Here is a 17,853-nt window from a genome sequence, read left to right as displayed (position 1 = left end):
ACGGGAGAACTTTATGGGATTCCAGCAAGGCCTGAGCGGTCTCGACGCCGCCGCTGCCAACCTCGACGTGATCGGCAGCAACGTGGCAAACGCCAACACTGTCGGCTACAAGAAATCGACCGCCGAATTTGGCGACGTGTACGCACGTTCGCTGGTCGGTGCATCCGACAACCAGATCGGCCAGGGCGTGAGCGTGACCAAGGTGTCGCAGTCGTTCACGCAGGGCAATGTGACCAACACCGGCAACCCGCTGGACATCGCCATCAACGGCACGGGCTTCTACCGTATGGTGGATGCGTCCAGCGGCCAGGTGTCGTACACGCGTAACGGTCAGTTCCAGACCGACAAGAACGGTTTCATCATCTCGGCCACGGGCCAGAACCTGACCGGCTACGGCGTGGATTCCACCGGCAAGGTCAACACCGCCGTGCTGACCAACCTGAAGATTCCCGTCAACGACCTGGCGCCGCTGGCCACCACCAACACCGCGTTCGGTGTGAACCTGGATGCCGCGGCTACGGTGCCGACCACCACGCCGTTCTCGGCCACCAACTCGGCCACGTTCAACCACTCCGTTTCGGAGCAGGTGTACGACGGCACGGGCACGGCCCACATGCTGACCAACTACTACGTGCGCACCGCCGCTGGCTGGGACGTGTATTCGCAGGTGGACGGCAACAACCCGACGGGCGGCAACCCCGTGACGTCGCTCACGTTCAACAGCAGCGGCCAGCTCACCTCGTCGCCCAGCAAGGTCAACGTGGCCTTTGGCGGCATGAGCATCGCCACCATGGATTTCACGGGCACCACGCAGTACGGCGGCGGCTACAACGACACCGCCCCGGGCGTGACGCAAGACGGTTACGCCACCGGCCGCCTGGCCAGCTACGCGGTCGGTACCGATGGCACCGTCACCGCGCGCTACTCCAACGGCCGCACGGCAACGCTGGGCCAGATCGCCATGGCCAACTTCAAGGCGCCGGAAGGTCTGCAGAACATCGGCGGCAACCAGTGGGTGGAAACGTCCAACTCGGGCGCCCCGAACCTGGGCACGCCGGGCATGGGGTCGTTCGGCCTGCTGCAGTCGTCGGCGGTGGAGCAATCCAACGTGGACCTGTCTGCCGAGCTGGTCAACATGATCATTGCCCAGCGCTCGTATCAAGCCAACGCGCAGACCATCAAGACGCAGGACACCATCCTGCAGACCCTGGTGACGATGTAATCGTCGTTGCCTGAAGCTGACTGACCGCACACCAAGGACACTCGCATGGACCGCTCGATCTACGTGTCGATGACTGGCGTAAAGCACCTGTTCGACCAACAGGCTGCCAGCGCCAACAACCTCGCCAACGCCAGCACCACCGGCTTCAAGGCGCAGATCGACGCGTTCCATACGGTGGGTGTGCAAGGCGATGGCTCGCCCACGCGCAGCTACGTGATGGCCTCGGCCATCGGGACGGACCTCGCGCCCGGCCCGATCGAGACCACCGGCCGCAGCCTGGACGTGGCCATCGACGGACAAGGCTTCTTTGCCGTGCAGACGCCGGAGGGCGGTGAGGCTTACACCCGCGCCGGCGCCTTCCAGCTCGGCCCGGACGGCACGATCCAGACGCTCTCCGGCCAGCCCGTTCTGGGCGACGGTGGCCCGATCACGCTGCCGCCCGACACCACGGTGCAGTTCGCCAAGGACGGTACGGTCAACGCGATCAGCGCCGACAGCCGTACGCCGCCTGTGTCGCTCGGCCGCCTGAAACTGGTGAGCATCGACCCGTCGAACATCGATCGCGGCGCCGACGGCCTGTTCCGCCAGCGCGACGGTCAGGACGCCGACGTGGATGAGAAAGTCCGCATCACCGGCGGGGCGCTGGAGGGCAGCAACGTCAACCTGACCGACTCGTTGGTCAACATGATCGAAATCTCGCGCCAACTGGAAATGCAGATGAAGTCGCTGCACACGAGCGACACGAACGCCCAGTCGGCCAATGAACTGCTGCGCCACGCCTGAACGGCCGGCGCATTGAATTGAATCAACCAAGGACTCGAACATGATTCGCTCCCTGTGGATTTCCAAAACCGGGATGGACGCCCAGCAATCGCAGCTGGATGTCATCTCGAACAACCTGGCGAACGTCAACACGACGGGCTTCAAGCGCTCGCGCGCCGTGTTCGAAGACTTGCTGTACCAGAACGTGCGCGAGCCGGGTGCGCAGTCGTCGCAACAGACCACGCTGCCTTCGGGCATGCAGATCGGTACCGGTACGCGCATCGTCGCCACCGAGCGTCTGCACACGCAAGGCAACCTGCAGCAGACCGGCAATTCGACCGACGTGGCCATCAACGGCAACGGCTTCTTCCAGGTGCAGATGCCCGACGGCACGCTGGCCTACACGCGTGACGGCAGCTTCCAGATCAACGCGCAGGGTCAGCTGGTGACTTCCAGCGGCTACCCGGTGCAGCCGGCCGTGACGGTGCCGCAGAACGCCACCAGCCTGACCATCGGCAAGGACGGCGTTGTGACGGTCACCACGCCCGGCACGGTCAACAACACGCAGGTGGGCACGTTCCAGCTGGCCAACTTCATCAACCCGGCCGGCCTGCGCAGCATGGGCGAAAACCTGTACGCCGAAACCGAAGCGTCGGGCACGGCCAACCTGGCCAACCCGGGCTCGAACGGCGTGGGCGCGCTCAACCAGAACTACGTTGAAACGTCGAACGTGAACGTGGTGGAAGAAATGGTCAACATGATCCAGACGCAGCGCGCGTACGAGATCAACAGCAAGTCGGTCCAGACCTCGGACCAGATGCTGGAGAAGCTGTCGCAGCTCTAAGCTGGGCGGCGTTGTTTTTAAGGAAGTTTTGCGATGCATACCCCCCCGGTTTACTCGCTCACGCACAGCGGCCGCGCCGTGCGTATCGTTCGATTGGCCGTGCTCGGCACGGCCGCCTTGCTCGCTACGGCGTGCGGCATGCTGCCGCCGCCGGCCCCGATCGTGCAGGGTCCGACAACCGCGCGCCCGCCGATGCCGGTGATGGCGCCGCGTCAGAACGGGGCGATTTACCAGGAAGTGGCATCGGGCAGCGGTGGTTTTCGCGGCATGTTCGAAGACCGCCGCGCGCACATGGTGGGCGACACGATCACCATCGTGATCACCGAAAACACGGCCGCCAGCAAGCAGACGTCCGGCAGCGTCAACCGCACGGGCAGCATGAGCGCTTCCGTGCCGACGTTCGCCGGCATGAACCCGGGCGTGCTGTCGCTGCTGGGTGTGTCGGCCAGCGACGCCAACAAGTTCGACAGCAAGGGCGCCAACGGTGCGCAGAACAACTTCACGGCCACGATTACGGTGACGGTGGTGGAGGTGCTGGGCAACGGCAACCTCGTCGTCAGTGGCGAGAAGCAGATGGCCGTGGGCCAGGGCACCGAGTCGATCAAGTTCTCTGGCGTGGTCAACCCCACGACCGTCAACAATCAAAACACCGTGCTGTCCACCCAGGTGGCGGACGCACGCATGGAATACCGCGGCACGGGCTATGTGGCCGAAGCGCAGCAGATGGGCTGGCTGTCGCGGTTCTTCCTGACCGTGTCACCGTTCTGAGGGATCTGCCATGACTTTGCATCGAATCATCGGCGCGGCCCTGGTGGCACTGAGCGCAATTTCAGCGGTTGTTCCGACCACGGCACACGCTGATCGCATCAAGGATCTGACCACCGTTGCCGGCGTGCGCGACAACGCGCTGATCGGCTACGGCCTTGTCGTCGGCCTGGATGGCAGCGGCGACCAGACCACGCAAACGCCGTTCACGGTCCAGAGCTTCAACAACATGCTCACGCAGTTCGGCATCAATGTGCCGGCCGGCGCCAGCATCCAGCTCAAGAACACCGCCGCCGTGGTGGTGACGGCCACGCTGCCTGCCTTTGTGCGGCCGGGCCAGACCATCGACGTGACGGTGTCGTCCATCGGTAATGCCAAGAGCCTGCGCGGCGGCACGCTGCTGCTCACGCCGCTCAAGGGCGTGGACGGCCAGCTCTACGCATTGGCGCAGGGCAACGTGGTGATTGGCGGTGCAGGCGCATCGGCCAATGGCAGCAAGGTGCAGATCAACCAGCTCGGCGCCGGCCGTATCGCCAACGGCGCCACGGTGGAGCGCGCCGTGCAGGCCACGGTGGGCGAGGCCGGCAGCATCCAGCTCGATACCGGCACGACCGATTTCGGCACCGTGCAGAACATCGTCACCGCCATCAACAAGCAGTTCGGCACGGATACCGCGCAAGCCGCCGACGGCCGCACGATCAACGTGCGCGCGCCGGCCCTGGCGTCGGATCGCGTCGGCTTCCTGGCCAAGCTGCAGAACATCGACGTGACCCCGGCGCTTGCCGCGGCACGCGTGGTGGTCAACGCCCGCACGGGCTCGGTGGTGATGAACCAGCTCGTCAAGCTCGAGCCGTGCGCGGTGGCACACGGCAGCCTGTCGGTCACCATCAGCACAGACCCGGTCGTGAGCCAGCCGGCGCCGTTCTCGCAAGGGCAGACGGTCGCCGCAGCGCGCTCGAATATCGAGGTCAAGCAGCAAGGCGGCAGCCTCATCAACGTGAAGGGCGGCACCAACCTGGCGGACGTGGTCAAGGCCATCAACGCGATTGGCGCCAACCCGCAAGACCTGATCTCGATCCTGCAGGCGATGAAGGCGGCCAACGCGCTGCGCGCCGACCTGGAAATCATCTGACGCTGCGGAGGCCACGATGAACCAAACCGACCTCACCAGCCGCCTGGCGCTCGATTCCCGAGGGTTCGAGTCGCTCAAGCAAACGGCGCGTACGGACCCGACCGGCGCCGCCAAGACCGTCGCCAAGCAGTTCGACGCGATCTTCGTGAACATGATGCTCAAGCAGATGCGCGATGCATCGCCGCAGAACGGGCCGCTCGATTCGTCGTCGAGCAAGATGTACACGTCGATGCTCGACCAGCAGCTTTCGCAGACCATGGCCTCGCGCGGCGTGGGCGTGGCAGACCAGCTTCTGAAGCAGATGCTGCGTCAGGCCAACCATGTGAACCCGGATGCGGGTGGCAAGGTGAATACCGCGCTGTCCAACACGACGGCCACGAATACCGCGCTGCCGGGCGCTGCCGGTGCCACGAACGATGCCGCCAAGGCCATCGCCCGTTCGTCGCTCAACAGCATGGCCGCAGCCGTTGCGCCGGGCACGGAAGACGACGGCTCGGGCATCAGCACCGTGCCACGCCCGGGCCTGGAGGAGCGCGTGCAACGTGCACTGGCCGCCCTGCGCAAGCAGGCGGATGCCCAGGCGCAGACCCCGAGCGCGCCGCCCGAGGTCGACTTGTCGACGGTGGCATCGGAGCCGCGCGGCGAGCGCATGAGCAGCTTCTACAACAAGCTGATCGGCCACGCATCGCAGGCCGCGCAGGAAACCGGCATTCCGGCCAACTTCATGATCGGCCATGCCGCGCTGGAGTCCGGCTGGGGCCGCCGCGAGATCAAGGCAAAAGATGGCTCGAACACGCACAACCTGTTCGGCATCAAGGCCGGCAGCTCGTGGTCCGGCAAGACCGCCACGGTGACGACCACCGAATACATCGGCGGCGTCGCCCACAAGGTGCAGGAGAAATTCCGCGCCTACAGCTCGTACGCCGAGGCGTTCAAGGACTACGCCAACCTGCTGGCCAACAACCCGCGCTACAGCAATGTCGTGGCAGCCGGCAACGGCAACGACGCGGCATCGTTCGCCAAGGGTTTGCAGCGCGCGGGCTACGCCACCGATCCGAACTACGCCCACAAGATCATGGCGGTGCTCAAGCAGATCGTTTGAGTGATTTAAAAAGCATATTTTGACGACGACGGCCGGCTCAAGTTTGTTCTGAGTCGGCGATGTTGTTTCTAGAGCTTATTTCGGCGGCTTCGTGCTGCCCGCACCGAGACAACTATGAGCAGCTCCCTTCTGAATATTGGCGCGTCCGGCCTGCGGGTTGCCGATATCAACCTGCAAGTGACCGGCAACAACATTGCCAACGCCAGCACGCCCGGCTATTCGCGCCAGGAAGCCGTACAGACGGAGAACATTCCGCTGTACGCCGGCGTGGGCTATCTCGGCCAGGGCGCCAACGTCACGACCGTCAAGCGCATCTACGACCAGTTCCTGACGGCGCAGGTGCAGAGCGGCCAGGCGTCGACCAGCGCGGCAGACCAGCTCAACAGCCTGGTGTCGGGCCTGAGCAAGTATCTGTCGGACAGCAACAGCGGTCTGAGCTCGTCGCTCACCAGCTTCTTCAACGCCGCCGATGGCCTGGCCTCCAAGCCGTCGGACACCACCGCGCGCCAGGTTTTCCTGAACGCTGCGGCGGGCCTGCAAAGCCGCTTCAATTCGATTGCCGGCCAGCTGAGTTCGCTCAACAACCAGGTTAATACGCAGGTGCAGACGCAGATCAGCTCGGTCAACGGCACCGCGCAGCAGATCGCCTCGTTGAACGACCAGATTTCCAAGGCGGAAGCGTCGACCGGCCAGCCGGCGAATGACCTGCGTGACCAGCGCGACCAGCTCGTCCAGACGCTCAATCAGTCGATCAAGGCGAGCGTGGTGCAGACCGGCGACGGCCAGTTCAACATCTATGTAGGCAACGGCCAGGCGCTGGTGCAAGGCAACCAGAGCTACCAGCTGACGGCAGTGCCGTCGCAGTACGACCCGACGCAACTGTCGGTCGGCTACAAGAGCCCGGGCGGCACGGTCAATATTGACGACAGCCAGCTCGGCGGCGGTGCGCTGGGCGGCCTGATGGACTTCCGCAACAACACGCTCATCCCGGCCCAGAACAGCCTGGGCCGCCTGGCCACGGCCGTGGCGGCCGACGTGAATGCGCAGAACAAGCTCGGCATGGATGCCAACGGCAAGATGGGCACGGATCTCTTCTCCGTGGCCAGCCCGAGCGTCGCGCCCAGCACGAACAACACCGGCACCGGCTCGCTGACAGCCAGCATCACCAACGCCAATGCGGGGCAGGGCTACGACTACCAGGTCAAGTACCAGGGCGGCGCCTACACCGTTTCGCACTATCCGGACGGCTCCGCCTCCGTGACGGTGACGAGCTGGCCGACCACGATCGACGGCGTCACGCTCAACCTGTCGGGCACGATGAACAGCGGTGACTCCTTCCTGGTGCGCCCGACCGCCAACGCGGCCGCCACCATGCAGACGCTCACCACCGACTATCACAACGTGGCCGCGGCCTCGCCCGTGGTGCTCAACCAGGGCAGCAACAACACGGGCAGCGCCACGGTGTCGTCGCTGGGCGTGGACAGCACGTATGCCGGCTCGCCGCTCACCTCGCCGATCAACCTGACGTACAGCTCGGCCGTCGGCGGCTCGCTGTCGGGGTTCCCGGGCAGCGTCACCGTGACGGTGGGCGGCACGTCGACCACGTACACGGGCGGCACGGCGCCGTACACGCAGGGCGCGACGTACGCCTTCAACGGCGTGCAGATGACGCTCTCGGGTTCGCCCGGCAACGGTGACACGTTCACCATTTCGGCCAACACCGCCAACAGCACCGACAACGGCAACGCCAGCGCGCTGGCCAAGCTGCGCAACAGCAATCTGCTGGACGGCGGCACGACCTCGATCGGCTCGGCGTGGAACAACCTCGTCACCCAGGTGGGTGTGCAGGCCAACCGCGCCAGCACCAACCTGACCTCGCAGAAGGCGCTGCTGGCCAGTTCCACGCAACAGCAGCAGTCGGTGTCGGGCGTGAACCTCGATGACGAGGCGATGAACCTGATGAAGTACCAGCAGGCCTACCAGGCCTCCGCCAAGGTGATGCAGACGGCCAATTCGCTGTTCGACAGCCTGCTGTCGATTGCCGGCTGATCGGGCGACTGAAGAAAACGTCCCGCCTGCCGATAACGTCCTAAAGCCCTTCGTCCGGACCGATCATGCGAGTCAGTAGCGCCCAATTCTTTGCCGCGTCTTCCGCTTCGATGCAGAACACGCAATCGAACCTGCTCACATTGCAGCAGCAGATTGCGAGCGGCATCGCGCTCAACAGCGCGGGCGACAACCCCAGCGCGTTTGGCCAGATGGCGCAACTGCAACAGACGCAGGACGCCAACGACCAATACCAAGCCAACCGCGACACCACAGACGCGCGCCTGACCAGCGTGTCTTCGGCGCTGACCAACCTCGTGACCACGCTGCAGCAGGGCAAGCAGACGTTGGTGGGCGCCAACACCTCGCTGATGACGGATTCGCAGCGCATTGGCGTGCTGGCGCAGGTCAAGCAGCAGTATCAGCAGCTGCTGTCGACCGCCAACCAGCGCGATGCTTCGGGCGTGGCCCTGTTTGGCGGCGCCAACGGCACGACCGATCCGTTCACCAGCACCAGCGGTTCGGTGCAGTACGTCGGCAGCGGCCAGCCGCCGGTGGTGCAGGTTTCGCAGAACATTTCGATGCCGAATTCGGTGTCGGGCGATTCGGTGTTCGTACGCATCCCCAACAAGGATCCGTCCAACCCGAACGCCAACCAGAGCATCTTCAAGACGTACGAGAACCTGATCACCGCGCTGTCGACCCCGATCAATGCGGCCACGCAGGCCACCGACGTCGCGAACCTGCAAAAGGCCGTGCAGACGGCGCAGGGCAATCTGGACAACGCCTATCAGGTCGCCCTGCAAGCGCAGGTGACGGTGGGCACGCAGCAAGCGCAGATCACCACGCTCAACAGCAGCGGCTCGAACTACGGCGAGCAGTTGAAGGAGCAGATCTCGAAGCTGCAATCGGTGGATTACACCAGCGCCATCTCGCAGTTCTCGCAGCAGCAGGTGTCGCTGCAGGCCGCGCAGAAGACGTTCACGGCCATGCAGGGCATGTCGCTGTTCCAGTACATCAATCCTTGATGCGGCGCGGGCCGGCGGTCGGAGGGCGCGGCGTATCATGTCGGCTCACCTACCGTCAGGACTGGTCATGCCCATCCAGTATCTTCGCCGCCTGACCAGCCCGGAACGCTCGGAAGACGCCAACCGGCGCCTCGGTCAGTCACTGGCCTTTGTGGCGGGCGCCGCCAACGCGGGCGGATTCCTCGCCGTCAAGCAATACACCTCGCACATGTCCGGCATCGTCTCGGCGATCGCCGACGACCTCGTGCTGGGCGACGTAGTCCTTGTGTTGGCGGGTTTTGCTTCGCTGCTGGCGTTTCTGTGCGGCGCGGCGTGTACCGCGGTGCTCGTCAACTGGGGGCGCCGCCGCAGCACGCAGAGCGAATTCGCGCTGCCGCTCATGCTGGAGGCCGCGCTGCTGCTGCTCTTCGGCCTGATGGGCACAACGCTCGGGCAATACCGCGTCGTGTTCGTGCCGGCCACCGTCGCGCTGCTGTGCTTCCTGATGGGGCTGCAGAACGCCATCATCACCAAGATCTCGAAGGCGGAAATCCGCACCACACACGTGACCGGTCTGGCCACCGACATCGGCATCGAAATCGGCAAGGCGCTGTATTGGAACCATGGGCATCACAATCTGCCCGCCGTGGTGGCCAACCGGCCCAAGCTGCGTCTGCTGGCGTCCTTGCTCGGGATGTTCTTCGTGGGCGGCGTGGTCGGTGCGTTGGGCTTCCGGCACCTCGGCTACACGGCCACGATTCCGCTGGCGTCGATTCTGATGCTGCTGGCGCTGGTGCCGGTGGTGGATGATCTGCTGGCGCGACGTCGGTAGCGAACAGGCGCCCGTCAGCGCAGCAGCAGGCCGATCGCAATCGCGCAGCCCAGCACGATCAGCCACGGCACTGCCGTTCGGACGACCACGGTGCGCAGCCAGTCTGCGTCATTCGCGCGGCGCGCGGAGCGGATGAGCCCGCCCGCCAGCAAGACTTCGAACGCTGCTTCCGACAACAGCATGGGCCCTTGCGTGTAGAAGTACGTGAGCACGCCAAGCGATGCGGCCACCACCGCCACAACCACCGCAATCACGATCGCCAGCGGCAGGAACTCGTCGGCCGATGCCAGGCCTTCGGCCACGGTGTCCGCGCCGCCCCCGCCACCGCTCGGCAGCGGAAAATCGAACGCCAGGTCCACCGCCGCATCGGCGGTGTCGGCGGCCCACTCGCTGTGCTCGCGCGGTACCTGGCGCTGTTGCGTAAAGCCGGCATAGGCGAGCCAAAGCTTGAAGGCGGCGAGCATGGCCAGCCAGGCGGCCACCGTTGCCACGCCGTACCGCACCGGCGGCGCATCGAGCCCCGCCATGCGCAGCAGCTTGTTGCACGCCACACCCCACGCCAGCGACCACAGCACGATCAGGGCGACATGCATGCGCAACGCGAAGCGGCTCGCCAGTCGGCGCGTGAAGTGATGCTTGAGCGTGGGCGCGGCGCCCAGTGGGGCAGCCTTGCGCATCACACCATCCCGCCATTCACGCCGATCACCTGCCGCGTGACGTACGACGCCGCATCCGACATCAAAAAGCCCACCACCGCAGCCACCTCCGCAGGCTGTCCGACGCGCTGCATCGGGACGGCCTGCAGGGCCTGGTCCACGTGTTCAATGTGGGCGAGCATGTCCGTTTCGACCAGCCCGGGCGCCACACAGTTGACGGTGATCTTGCGCGACGCGAGCTCGACGGCCAGCGCCTTGGTCGCACCGATCAGCCCGGCCTTGGCGGCGCTGTAGTTGACCTGCCCGCGATTGCCCATCACCCCGGAGACGGACGCGATGGTGACGATGCGCCCGCCCTTGCGCGCACGCACCATGGCATCGTGAGCGGGTGGACGACGTTGTAGAAGCCATCGAGGCCGGTCTCGAGAACGATGTCCCAGTCTTCGTCGGTCAGGGCAGGGAAGGCAGCGTCACGCGTGACGCCTGCACACAGGACGATGCCGTAGTAGGCGCCGTGGGCTTCAACGTCGGCGTCGAGCTGCGTGCGGCAGGCGGCGCGGTCGCGCACGTCGAACTGCAGAACGCGGGCGCTGCCCTTGTTTGCTTGGATGTCTGCGACGATGGCGTCGGCCTCGGCACGGCCGCTGCGGCAATGCACGGACACGTCAAACCCGTCGGAGGCCAATTGGTAGGCGATGGCGCGGCCAATGCCGCGGCTGGCACCCGTCACAAGAACGCGGCGGCTCATGTGGTGAGACTCCCTTGAAGATCGGTCGGCGGAATACCGCGATCATCGCACGCGCGGCAGGCGTTGCTGCGGCGGCGCGCGCTGCCTATCGGGGCAGGGTGCTGAACTGGCTGAACGCCCGCCCACCCAAGTCCAGCGCGTCCATCACGGACCGCTCCACCACGGGCGCTAGCGAGGTCATCATCACCATGACCAGCATCAGCCCCACCACCAGCGTGGCGGCGATGCCGACCGCAAACGGGTTGAGCGCCTGCGCCGTGCGCGAGAGCACTGCAAAGCCGAGGTTGACGATCATCATGATTGCGATGATGGGCAGGGCGATGCGCAGGGCCAAAGCAAAGACGATCGTGCCGCCGCCGGCCAGCGTCTGCCAGCCCGGATTGCCCAGCGGCGCCGCCGAGACGGGCAGGGCGGTAAAGCTGTCGAACAAGGCGTGCAGCAGCACGAGATGCCCGTCGCCGGCAATGAAGGCGGTGACGGCCGTGAGGCTGAGGAAGCGCCCGAGCAGCATGCTGCTCTCGGTCTGTGTCGGGTCGAGCAGCGAGGCGAAGCCCAGACCCATCTGCACCGACATCACCTCGCCCGCGCCGCTGACGGCGGAGAACACGAGCTGCACGCAAAAGCCCAGCGCCAGCCCGATCAACACCTGCACCAGCGTGATCCACAGCCCTTCGTATGAGCCTACTGACACGCCTGCGGGCACGGGCAGCATGGGCGCCAGCGCCACCGTGATGACCACGCCGAACGCCACCTTGATCGACGTCGGGATCTCGGTATTGGCAAACGGCGGTGCAATGGCGATGAATGCCAGCACGCGCACCAGCGGCCACCAATACATGGCGATCCAGCCGTTGAGCTGTGTGGCGGTGAATTGGATCATCGTGGATTGCGCGACTGCGTCAGCTGGGTGACGTCAATTCACGTAGTTGGGGATGTTGGTCAGCACCCCGCGCGTGTAGTCGACGATCACGGCGACGATCCACGGGCCGGCCAGCACCATCGTGGCAGCCACGGCCAGCAGCTTGGGGATGAACGACAACGTCTGCTCGTTGAGCTGCGTAGCGGCCTGGAACACCGCCACCAGCAGGCCGACCACGAGCGACACCAGCAACATCGGCGCGCCCACCATCATGGCGACCTGCATGGCCTGACGGGCCATATCGAGAACGTATTCGGGTGTCATGTCGGCTTCCTATCGACGCTCATTGCACAAAGCTCTGGGCCAGCGAGCCCAGCAGCAGGTGCCAGCCATCCACCAGCACGAACAGCATGATCTTGAACGGCAGCGAGAAGATCGACGGCGTGACCATCATCATCCCCATCGACATCAGCACGGCCGCCACCACGATGTCGATCACCAGGAACGGGATGAAGATGGCAAACCCGATCTGGAACGCGCTTTTCAGCTCGCTGGTGACGAACGCCGGGATGAGCGCGCGCATGGGCGTTTGCTCGGGCGAGGCGATGGCCGGCATGTTGCCCATCTTGACGAACAGGGCGAGATCGGGCTCGCGCGTCTGCTTGAGCATGAACTGGCGCAGCGGCGTGGCGGCCGTGTCCATGGCCTGCTCGACGGTGATCTTGTTGTCACGCAGCGGCACGTAGGCGTCGGTGTACACCTTGTCGAGCACCGGCGACATGACGAAGAACGTGAGAAACAGCGCCAGCCCGATCAGCACCTGGTTGGGCGGCGTGGTCTGCGTGCCGAGCGCATGGCGCAGCAGTGACAGCACGATGATGATGCGCGTGAAGCTGCTCATCATCAGGATGATGGCCGGCAGAAACCCGAGCGACGTCAGGAACACCAGCGTCTGGACGGGCAGCGAATAGCTCTGGCCACCGGCGGTGCCCGTGAGCAGCGGCAGGCCGGGTTGCGCCTGTGCGAACACGGCGGGCGCAGCGCCCAGCAGCGTCAGTGCAATCAGGCAGCGAAGGAAGGTGCGCGCGTTCATTCCGACTTCCCCGTCAGGTGACGCTTGAGCTGGATGGACAGCGCGTCGGCAAAGCGGGGCGGCTTGCCGGGGCCGGAAGTGCCGTCGCCGGATGGGTCGTCCGGCGAGGAGGCGGCTTCTGCGGGGCGCGGCAGCGTGTGCAGCGTCTGCACGTGCTGCTGCGTGACGCCCAGCACGAGCCATGTGCCTTCCACATCCACGACGACGACCTTCTCGCGGGCGCCCAGCATCTGCTGCGCGACCACGGTGATCACCTGACCGCGGCGCCGGCCCAAACCTGCGGGGCCCATGCCCGCGCGCTGCTGCAGGCGGCGCAGCAGCCAGCCGGCCGCCACGATCATCGCCAACACTACAAACAGCCCGCCTAGCGTGCGGGCCCAATCGACTGCATGGTTCATTTCAACACCTTGCCCGGGGGGAGCACTGGTTGCTGTCAGGGTGCCGATGGACGGCGGAATTGCGTGGTTTAACGGTTCAACTTACGGATACGTTCCGACGGCGTGATGATGTCGGTCAGGCGGATACCGAACTTCTCGTTGACGACCACCACTTCACCTTGGGCGATCAGGTAGCCGTTGACAAGTACATCCATCGGCTCACCGGCCAATGCGTCGAGTTCCACCACCGAACCTTGCGCCAGCTGCAGCAGATTCTTGATGGGCACCTTGGTGCGGCCCAGCTCCACCGTCAACTGCACGGGGATGTCCAGGATCATGTCGATGTCGTTGCGCTGCGCGCTACCCAGGCCGTCGGCCGTCAGGGGCTTGAACACCGGGCTGGATTCAGCAGCGGCGGGCGCGGCGGCCGGCGGGTTGGCCGCAGCACGTTGCGCGGCTTCCAGGGCCATGGCCTCTTCCATCGTCATCTCGACATCGATGTCGTCGGCGTTGGCTTCGGGGTTCATGGTCGGTTCAGTTGTCATCGTCAGACTCCGTGGCAGCCTCGCTGCCGCTCATATTCAGCATGCGGTTGACCCGCAGCGCGTATTGGCCGTTGAACGTGCCGTAGTTGCATTCCATGACGGGCACGCCGTCTACCTTGGCGGTCACGCTGTCATCCAGCTCCAGCGGAATGACATCGCCCACCTTCATGTTCAGGATGTCGGACACCTGCACCTTGGCCGTGGCGAGGTCGGCAATCAGCTCGACCTCGGCGGTCTGCACCTGTTGCGACAGCAGCCGCAGCCAGCGCTTGTCCACTTCCAGCGCTTCGCCCTGGATGGCCGATGTGAGCCGGTCGCGGATCGGCTCGATCATCGTGTAGGGCATGCAGATGTGCACGTCGCCGCCGTTGTTGCCGAGCTCGATGCTGAAGCTGGTGGTGACCACCACTTCATTGGGCGTGGCCACGTTGGCGAACTCGGTGTGCATTTCCATGCGCAGGAATTCGAAATCGATCGGGTAGACCGGCTGCCAAGCCTTGGCGTAATGCTCGAACACGAGCTGCAGCATGCGCTGGATGATGCGCTGTTCCACGTCGGTAAAGTCGCGGCCTTCCACGCGCATGTGGAAGCGGCCGTCGCCGCCGAACAGGTTGTCGACCACCAGGAAGATCAGGTTGGGGTCGAACACGAACAGCGCCGTGCCGCGCAGCGGCTTGACGTGCACGAGGTTGAGCGAGGTCGGCACCACGAGGTTGCGGATGAACTCGCTGTACTTCTGCACCTTCACCGGCCCGACGGAGATTTCCGCGTTGCGCCGCATGAAGTTGAACAGCCCGATACGCCAGTTGCGCGCGAACCGCTCGTTGATGATTTCCAGCGTGGGCATGCGCCCACGGACGATGCGCTCCTGCGAGCCCAGGTTGTACGAGCGTATGCCCGAGGGGTCGGCGGCTTCGACGGGGTCGTCGTCCGCGTCATCGGACACGCCCTTCAGGAGCGCGTCGATTTCCTCCTGGGAAAGAAACTCTTCCTTGAGCATGTCACTGGATCACAAAGTTGGTGAACAAGACGTCTGCCACCGGCGATTCCTTGCCGACAGCCTTGAAGACGTGTTCGCAGAGTTCAACGATTTCCTTGGCGAGCTTGACCTTGCCGTCCGCCGGGTACAGCTCCGTGGGCGTCTTGCTGGCCAGCAGCATCAGGACCTTGCTGCGCAGCTCGGGCGTATAGGTCTTGATCTCTTCTTCGGCATGTTTGTCGAAGCTCTTGAACGTGATGCCGATCTGCAGATAGCGGTCGTTGCCTTCTTCGGGCTGCAGATTGACGGTCAGGGTTTCCATGGCCACGAACACCGGCTGTTTCGGCTTGGGCGGTGCGGCGGGGCCGGATGCGGCGTGATTGCCGCCTCCGAGGAAGAACCAGGCGGCGGCGCCGCCCATGCCGACGAGCAGGAGCACGATCAGGATGATCAGCAGCAGCTTGGTGGAGCCGCCCTTTGCTGGGGCGGGGGCGGTAGTGGCGGCAGCGGCTTCGGCCATGGGGATCACTCGGGGACTAAGGGGGGGTGGGCTTTCCCGGCTCGGGTTGCGCAAGACACCGTAAAACAACGCAGTGCACAGAGTCGGGTTCTCGGATTGCATTCTTCCCCAGCTCTGTCCAGCTCATTCCAGCAAGAAACGCGGTCAATCCCGCTTATCTCGGGCGTTTGCGATGTGCGGCGCGGGGCGGCTCGGTTTCTATGGGTGATTAATAAGCCACTTATTGTGCTCATTGCGTTGCGCCAGGCGCTTGGCCGACCGCCCAGCCGACCGGCTCCCCGCAAAAGTGACGTTGGCCCGAAAGATTTGCCCGCGCCTGCCGTTGTAATGAAGGAACGCGCCGGCACGTCCCGGCCCTGCATACCTGCGTTGCCTTGCGGAAGCCGCCTTGAATTCCTTGCCCTTTTCCACCCGTATTGACCTTGCGCTTGTCGATGCCGATGGCTTGCCGGCCGACTGTCCTGCGCGCGGCGAGCCCCCGGGCTTCTGCCCGAAGCTGGATCTGCTGTCGATGGTCAACGCGTTGACCGAGGGGATCCTTGTGTGCGGGGCAGACCGCCGGGTGACCTATGCCAATCCGAGCGCCGCGCGGCTCCTCGGTTTGCCGGTGGAAGACCTTGTGGGACGGTTGCTGCCCACGGTGGTGAACGCTGCCGTTGATGAATTTGATGCGTCCATTCATGAAGCCGGCTGGCCGGACCAGGAAGTGATCGCGGAAGGCCAGCCGCAGTTGAACCAGATTTTCGGATTGCACTGCGTGGATGGCCGCACGGTGTGGGTTTCGAGCAACTGGACGCCGCTGTATGCCGATGGCGGTCATTCGATGACGGCCTCTCCGCGGGCTTCGGAGGCCGGTGCAACGCCATATTCGGTGCTGGTGTCGCTTGTCGACATCACGCAGATCCGCGAAGCGCAGCAGCGCATCCGGCATCTGGCCACGCACGACACGCTGACGGGGTTGCTGAACCGCTCCGCGCTGGAAGATCGCCTGGAGCATGCTTTGGCGATTGCCCGCCGCAACCGCTCGCGCGTCTCGGTCATGTTCCTCGACCTCGATCGTTTCAAGAACGTCAACGACACGCTGGGCCACCAGTTTGGCGACATGCTGTTGCGCGAAGTGGCGGCCCGCCTGCAGGCATGCGCGCGCGAAGCCGACACCGTGGCGCGCTTGGGCGGCGACGAATTTGTCGTCATGCTCGAAGCGCTTGATGGCCTGGGCACGCGGCGCGTGGCCGAGCGCATTCTCTCGGCCATCAGCGCGCCGTTCCATATCGAGGGGCAGGAGCTGTACCTGGGTGTGTCGATCGGGATTGCCGTGGCGCCGCACGACGGCGACGACCCAAACACGCTGCTGCGCAAGGCCGATGCCGCCATGTACCTGGCAAAGGAGCGCGGCCGCAACAACTTCCAAACCTTTACGAGCGACCTGGACGATCGCGTCTCGCGCCGCTTCCGCATTGAATCGGGCCTGCGGCGTGCGAGCGACCGCAACGAGTTCTACGCCGACTACCAGCCGCGCGTGGATGTGCGCAGCGGCCGCATCGTCGGCGTGGAAGCGCTCATCCGCTGGAACTCGGCCGATTTCGGCCGCATGATGCCCGGCCAGTTCATCCAGGACGCCGAAGAAACCGGCCTGATCGTCGAGATCGACCGCTGGATTCTGCGCGCCGCCTGCGACCAGCTTGCGCGCTGGCGCCGCATCGGGCTGCCAGACCTGCGCATGTCGATCAACCTTTCGGGCCAGGCGTTCAGCTCGGGGCAGTTGAGTGCGATGGTGCGTGGTGCGCTATCGACCAGCGGCTTGCCGGGTAACGCGGTGGAACTGGAGATGACCGAAGGCATCCTGATTCGCGACGATCCGTCATTGCATGCGCTGCTGACCGAGCTGCGCGCGATGGGCGTATCGCTGGCGCTGGACGATTTCGGTACCGGATATTCATCGCTGTCGTACCTGCACCGCTTCCCGATCGATACGTTGAAGATCGACCGTTCGTTCGTGCAAGACCTGCCGCACGTGGCCGAACGCGCGGCCATCACGCGGGCCATCATCATGATGGCGCAGGCCATGGGCATGAAGACCGTGGCCGAAGGCGTGGAGACCACCGGCCAGCTTGAATTCCTGCGCGAAGTCGGCTGCGACGAGTTTCAGGGCTATCTGCTCACGCGGCCGCTGGAGCCGGCAGCCGTGCAGGACCTCGTGCGCGAAAACGCCCGCCGCTACGGCGAGCGCGTCCCCCGGTTTCTATAAATATCGAGTCCATTTAGGGTGCCCCGGAAAGCGTAGCGAGCGCCCCGAGGTTGGCGTGAGAAGCGCAGCCGTACACGTGTACGGCGAGCATCGCAATGCCAAGATCGGGCCGCGCA

The 17,853-nt window shown here is 64.8% G+C and carries 18 protein-coding genes and 1 pseudogene; 10 read left to right on the top strand and 9 right to left on the bottom strand.

The genetic code is table 11. The annotated features are described in order from the left end of the window. Positions 1-13 precede the first annotated feature (13 nt). From flgE to FUT88_RS02695, 9 genes are all read left to right on the top strand, one after another. Positions 14-1,222, top strand: a complete 1,209-nt coding sequence (gene flgE / locus FUT88_RS02735; protein ID WP_147213711.1) for a flagellar hook protein FlgE — start codon at positions 14-16, stop codon at positions 1,220-1,222. Between the two features lie 45 nt (positions 1,223-1,267). Next, complete coding sequence (gene flgF, locus FUT88_RS02730) at positions 1,268-2,005, top strand: flagellar basal-body rod protein FlgF (protein ID WP_147213710.1); 738 nt, start codon at positions 1,268-1,270, stop codon at positions 2,003-2,005. A gap of 40 nt (positions 2,006-2,045) precedes the next feature. Beyond that, positions 2,046-2,828 carry a flagellar basal-body rod protein FlgG gene (gene flgG / locus FUT88_RS02725; protein WP_009240010.1) on the top strand — a complete coding sequence of 261 codons (783 nt, stop codon included), beginning with the start codon at positions 2,046-2,048 and terminating at the stop codon, positions 2,826-2,828. Positions 2,829-2,861: 33 nt separating this feature from the next. Then, positions 2,862-3,596, top strand: coding sequence for a flagellar basal body L-ring protein FlgH (locus FUT88_RS02720; RefSeq protein ID WP_147213709.1), 735 nt, complete (start codon positions 2,862-2,864; stop codon positions 3,594-3,596). A 10-nt stretch (positions 3,597-3,606) separates the two neighbouring features. Beyond that, a complete protein-coding gene (locus tag FUT88_RS02715; protein ID WP_147213708.1) occupies positions 3,607-4,725 on the top strand; it encodes a flagellar basal body P-ring protein FlgI in 1,119 nt (372 codons plus the stop codon). A 16-nt stretch (positions 4,726-4,741) separates the two neighbouring features. Continuing rightward, complete coding sequence (flgJ, locus tag FUT88_RS02710; RefSeq protein WP_147213707.1) at positions 4,742-5,827, top strand: flagellar assembly peptidoglycan hydrolase FlgJ; 1,086 nt, start codon at positions 4,742-4,744, stop codon at positions 5,825-5,827. Between the two features lie 114 nt (positions 5,828-5,941). After that, the gene (flgK, locus tag FUT88_RS02705; protein WP_147213706.1) at positions 5,942-7,876 is read left to right on the top strand and encodes a flagellar hook-associated protein FlgK; all 1,935 of its coding nucleotides are present in this window, start codon (positions 5,942-5,944) and stop codon (positions 7,874-7,876) included. A gap of 65 nt (positions 7,877-7,941) precedes the next feature. Continuing rightward, on the top strand, positions 7,942-8,901 hold the full coding sequence (flgL, locus tag FUT88_RS02700; RefSeq protein WP_147213705.1) for a flagellar hook-associated protein FlgL: 960 nt from the start codon (positions 7,942-7,944) through the stop codon (positions 8,899-8,901). A 67-nt stretch (positions 8,902-8,968) separates the two neighbouring features. Beyond that, entirely contained in the window at positions 8,969-9,712 is a 744-nt protein-coding gene (locus FUT88_RS02695) for a YoaK family protein (protein ID WP_147213704.1), read from the top strand. A gap of 14 nt (positions 9,713-9,726) precedes the next feature. On the opposite strand, the gene FUT88_RS02690 is transcribed toward FUT88_RS02695, so the two are convergent. From FUT88_RS02690 to fliL, 9 genes and pseudogenes are all read right to left on the bottom strand, one after another. Continuing rightward, positions 9,727-10,389 carry a hypothetical protein gene (locus FUT88_RS02690; RefSeq protein WP_147213703.1) on the bottom strand — a complete coding sequence of 221 codons (663 nt, stop codon included), beginning with the start codon at positions 10,387-10,389 and terminating at the stop codon, positions 9,727-9,729. Next, positions 10,389-11,116: pseudogene (locus tag FUT88_RS02685) on the bottom strand (3-ketoacyl-ACP reductase FabG2). Before FUT88_RS02685 ends, FUT88_RS02690 begins: the two are co-directional and overlap by 1 nt. Before the next feature lie 85 nt (positions 11,117-11,201). After that, positions 11,202-11,996 (bottom strand): flagellar biosynthetic protein FliR, encoded by a 795-nt coding sequence (gene fliR, locus FUT88_RS02680; protein ID WP_065855877.1) that lies wholly within the window; start codon positions 11,994-11,996, stop codon positions 11,202-11,204. A gap of 33 nt (positions 11,997-12,029) precedes the next feature. Then, the gene (gene fliQ, locus FUT88_RS02675; RefSeq protein WP_004631435.1) at positions 12,030-12,299 is read right to left on the bottom strand and encodes a flagellar biosynthesis protein FliQ; all 270 of its coding nucleotides are present in this window, start codon (positions 12,297-12,299) and stop codon (positions 12,030-12,032) included. 19 nt (positions 12,300-12,318) lie between these two features. Beyond that, positions 12,319-13,068: a flagellar type III secretion system pore protein FliP gene (gene fliP / locus FUT88_RS02670; RefSeq protein ID WP_147213702.1), complete on the bottom strand. Its 750-nt coding sequence runs from the start codon at positions 13,066-13,068 to the stop codon at positions 12,319-12,321. Continuing rightward, positions 13,065-13,466 (bottom strand): flagellar biosynthetic protein FliO, encoded by a 402-nt coding sequence (gene fliO, locus FUT88_RS02665; RefSeq protein ID WP_147213701.1) that lies wholly within the window; start codon positions 13,464-13,466, stop codon positions 13,065-13,067. The genes fliP and fliO overlap by 4 nt, the downstream gene beginning before the upstream one ends. A 68-nt stretch (positions 13,467-13,534) precedes the next feature. After that, positions 13,535-13,990: a flagellar motor switch protein FliN gene (gene fliN / locus FUT88_RS02660; RefSeq protein WP_147213700.1), complete on the bottom strand. Its 456-nt coding sequence runs from the start codon at positions 13,988-13,990 to the stop codon at positions 13,535-13,537. Next, positions 13,980-14,990: a flagellar motor switch protein FliM gene (gene fliM / locus FUT88_RS02655; protein WP_147213699.1), complete on the bottom strand. Its 1,011-nt coding sequence runs from the start codon at positions 14,988-14,990 to the stop codon at positions 13,980-13,982. The genes fliN and fliM overlap by 11 nt, the downstream gene beginning before the upstream one ends. 1 nt (position 14,991) lies before the next feature. Beyond that, positions 14,992-15,489, bottom strand: coding sequence for a flagellar basal body-associated protein FliL (gene fliL, locus FUT88_RS02650; RefSeq protein WP_147213698.1), 498 nt, complete (start codon positions 15,487-15,489; stop codon positions 14,992-14,994). 511 nt (positions 15,490-16,000) lie between these two features. Here fliL and FUT88_RS02645 point away from each other — a divergent pair. After that, positions 16,001-17,737, top strand: a complete 1,737-nt coding sequence (locus FUT88_RS02645) for an EAL domain-containing protein (RefSeq protein ID WP_147213753.1) — start codon at positions 16,001-16,003, stop codon at positions 17,735-17,737. Positions 17,738-17,853 lie beyond the last annotated feature (116 nt).

It is taken from the genome of Ralstonia sp. TCR112 (genome assembly GCF_007997035.1).
Taxonomy (GTDB): domain Bacteria; phylum Pseudomonadota; class Gammaproteobacteria; order Burkholderiales; family Burkholderiaceae; genus Ralstonia; species Ralstonia edaphi.
This window is presented reverse-complemented; position numbering and strand designations above follow the sequence as displayed.

Coding starts and splice junctions, on each gene's coding strand:
- flgG (WP_009240010.1), top strand. CDS start 2,046: ATGATTCGCTCCCTGTGGATTTCCAAAACCGGGATGGACGCCCAGCAA.
- FUT88_RS02645 (WP_147213753.1), top strand. CDS start 16,001: ATGGTCAACGCGTTGACCGAGGGGATCCTTGTGTGCGGGGCAGACCGC.
- fliR (WP_065855877.1), bottom strand. CDS start 11,996: ATGATCCAATTCACCGCCACACAGCTCAACGGCTGGATCGCCATGTAT.
- fliP (WP_147213702.1), bottom strand. CDS start 13,068: ATGAACGCGCGCACCTTCCTTCGCTGCCTGATTGCACTGACGCTGCTG.
- FUT88_RS02690 (WP_147213703.1), bottom strand. CDS start 10,389: ATGCGCAAGGCTGCCCCACTGGGCGCCGCGCCCACGCTCAAGCATCAC.
- FUT88_RS02715 (WP_147213708.1), top strand. CDS start 3,607: ATGACTTTGCATCGAATCATCGGCGCGGCCCTGGTGGCACTGAGCGCA.
- fliO (WP_147213701.1), bottom strand. CDS start 13,466: ATGAACCATGCAGTCGATTGGGCCCGCACGCTAGGCGGGCTGTTTGTA.
- FUT88_RS02720 (WP_147213709.1), top strand. CDS start 2,862: ATGCATACCCCCCCGGTTTACTCGCTCACGCACAGCGGCCGCGCCGTG.
- flgK (WP_147213706.1), top strand. CDS start 5,942: ATGAGCAGCTCCCTTCTGAATATTGGCGCGTCCGGCCTGCGGGTTGCC.
- flgE (WP_147213711.1), top strand. CDS start 14: ATGGGATTCCAGCAAGGCCTGAGCGGTCTCGACGCCGCCGCTGCCAAC.
- flgF (WP_147213710.1), top strand. CDS start 1,268: ATGGACCGCTCGATCTACGTGTCGATGACTGGCGTAAAGCACCTGTTC.
- fliN (WP_147213700.1), bottom strand. CDS start 13,990: ATGACAACTGAACCGACCATGAACCCCGAAGCCAACGCCGACGACATC.
- flgL (WP_147213705.1), top strand. CDS start 7,942: ATGCGAGTCAGTAGCGCCCAATTCTTTGCCGCGTCTTCCGCTTCGATG.
- fliL (WP_147213698.1), bottom strand. CDS start 15,489: ATGGCCGAAGCCGCTGCCGCCACTACCGCCCCCGCCCCAGCAAAGGGC.
- fliM (WP_147213699.1), bottom strand. CDS start 14,990: ATGCTCAAGGAAGAGTTTCTTTCCCAGGAGGAAATCGACGCGCTCCTG.
- fliQ (WP_004631435.1), bottom strand. CDS start 12,299: ATGACACCCGAATACGTTCTCGATATGGCCCGTCAGGCCATGCAGGTC.
- FUT88_RS02695 (WP_147213704.1), top strand. CDS start 8,969: ATGCCCATCCAGTATCTTCGCCGCCTGACCAGCCCGGAACGCTCGGAA.
- flgJ (WP_147213707.1), top strand. CDS start 4,742: ATGAACCAAACCGACCTCACCAGCCGCCTGGCGCTCGATTCCCGAGGG.